Below are 2248 nucleotides of genomic sequence, written 5' to 3'. Positions count from 1 at the left end.
GTGGAGCGGCGGATCGTCACCAACTCGGCGATCCGGGTGGTCGGCCGGCTCGACCCGGCCGAGGCGTCCCGCCCGGAATACGGCTTCCTGCCGCCCGCGCAGCGCCAGCGGGCGTTGCTGGCCAAGCCGGGCACCATGTTCGTCAACCAGCCGGACATTCCGGTTCCGCTCTGCCTGGAGTTTCCGTTCCCGGCCTGGGCCACCCGGGTCTCCGAGGCGGGCCGGGCACCATCGGAGACGCTGCGCTCGATCACCCAGTCCGCCGACCCGTTCGCCGTGGTGGGCTCCGGCGGCGGCACCACCGACGACGACATCCCGTTCTAGGGGGCCGGCAAGCCATGAAGATCCTGCACACCTCCGACTGGCATGTGGGCAAGGTGCTCAAGGGGCAGTCCCGGGCCGACGAGCACAAGGCGGTGCTGGCCGGGGTGATCGAGATCGCCAATGCCGAGCGGCCGGACCTGGTGATCGTCGCCGGTGACCTCTACGACACCGCCGCGCCCAGTTCGGAGGCGACCCGCCTGGTCACCCGGGCGTTGACGGCGCTGCGGCGGACCGGCGCGGACGTGGTGGCGATCGGCGGTAACCACGACAACGGCCCCGCACTGGACGCGCTGCGCCCGTGGGCCGACGCCGCCGGCATCACGCTGCGCGGCGGGGTACGCGAAAATCCGGACGAGCACATCATCGACGGCACCACCGCCGGTGGCGAGCGGTGGCGGCTGGCCGCGTTGCCTTTCCTGTCCCAGCGGTACGCGGTGCGCGCGTTGGAGATGTACGAGCTGACCGCCGCGGAGACCAACCAGACGTACGCCGACCACCTGGGCCGGGTGCTGGGGCGACTGACCGAGGGGTTCACCGAGCCGGACCGGGTGCACCTGGTCACCGCGCACCTGACGGTGACCGGCGCGGCCACCGGCGGCGGCGAGCGCGACGCGCACACGGTGCTGGGTTACGCGGTGCCGGCCACCGTCTTCCCGGCCACCGCGCACTACGTGGCGCTGGGTCACCTGCACCGGGCGCAGCGGGTCGCCGGCCCCTGCCCGGTGCGGTACAGCGGCAGCCCGCTCGCTGTCGACTTCGGGGAGCAGGAGAACGTCCCCTCGGTGACGATTGTCGAGGTGACGGCCAGCACCGCCGCCCGGGTGCGGGAGGTGCCGGTGACGGCGGCGAGCGCGCTGCGGACGGTGCGCGGCACCCTGGCCCAGCTCGCCGAGATCGAGGCGCCGGACGCGTGGCTGCGGGTGTACGTGCGGGAGCAACCGCGTGCCGGCCTGCGCGAGGAGGTCCAGGAGCTGCTCCCCCGGGCCCTGGAGATCCGGATCGACCCGGAGCTGGTGGCCGCGCCGGGCAGTGGCACGCGCATCGCCCAGCGCTCGGGGCGTTCGCCCCGGGAGTTGTTCGCCGACTACCTGGACAGCCGGGGCCACGCCGACGAGGGTGTCCGGGAGCTCTTCGACGAGCTTTTCGAGGAGGTCGAGCACTGATGCGTCCGATGCGCTTGGACATGGCCGGGTTCACGGTCTTCCGGGACGAGACCACTGTCGACTTCACCGACGCCGACTTCTTCGCGCTGATCGGCCCGACCGGTTCCGGTAAGTCCACTGTGTTGGACGCGATCTGCTTCGCCCTGTACGGCATGGTGCCCCGGTGGGGCGGCGCCCGGGGGTTGGCCAACGCGCTCGCCCCGTCGGCGACCGAGGCGCGGGTGCGGTTGGTCTTCGAGTCCGGCGGTGCCCGGTACGTGGCGACCCGGGTGGTCCGCCGGGACGGCCGGGGCAACGTGAAGACCGCCAACGCCGGGTTGCAGCTGATGCCGGCCGGCTTCGACGTGACCAAACTGGACACCGGTCTGAGCCCGGACGACCTCGGCGAGGTGGTGGCCGGCACTCCCGCCGAGATGGAGCAGGCGGTGCTGGAGGCGGTCGGGCTGCCGTACGAGCAGTTCACCAGCTGTGTGGTGCTGCCACAGGGGCAGTTCGCCGACTTCCTGCACGCCAAGCCGGCGACGCGGCAGCAGATCCTGGTCAACCTGCTGGGCCTCGGCGTCTACGAGGACGTGCAGAAGAAGGCGACGGCGCGCGCCGCGCAGGCGGAGGCCCGGTTGGAGGCGGTCGACCAGGTGCTCGCCGGGTTGACCGGCGTGGACGACGAGGCGTTGGCCGAGGCCGACGCCCGGGTCGACCGGATGACCGAGCGGGCGGCCGAGTCGGTGGCCGACGGGGTGCAACGGGCCATCGCGGCCATC

General features: G+C 72.7%; 2 protein-coding genes and 1 pseudogene. All 3 read left to right on the top strand.

Annotation, left to right across the window (positions count from 1 at the left end; genetic code table 11):
* Window positions 1-324, top strand: a pseudogene (locus tag KBX53_RS30310) (ATP-binding protein); the annotation flags it as partial.
* A 14-nt stretch (window positions 325-338) separates the two neighbouring features.
* On the top strand, window positions 339-1487 hold the full coding sequence (locus KBX53_RS30305) for an exonuclease SbcCD subunit D (protein WP_030336173.1): 1149 nt from the start codon (window positions 339-341) through the stop codon (window positions 1485-1487).
* Window positions 1487-2248: AAA family ATPase (locus tag KBX53_RS30300; protein ID WP_210863121.1), on the top strand; the 762-nt coding region annotated here is incomplete at its 3' end. The genes KBX53_RS30305 and KBX53_RS30300, both read left to right, overlap by 1 nt.

It is taken from the genome of Micromonospora sp. M51, assembly GCF_018070305.1.
GTDB classification, from domain to species: domain Bacteria; phylum Actinomycetota; class Actinomycetes; order Mycobacteriales; family Micromonosporaceae; genus Micromonospora; species Micromonospora parva.
The sequence above is the reverse complement of the archived record's forward strand: the minus strand, read 5'-3'. Positions and strand labels throughout refer to the sequence as shown.

Excerpts from the sequence above, each read along its gene's own strand:
- KBX53_RS30305 (WP_030336173.1), top strand. The coding sequence starts at position 339 with ATGAAGATCCTGCACACCTCCGACTGGCATGTGGGCAAGGTGCTCAAG.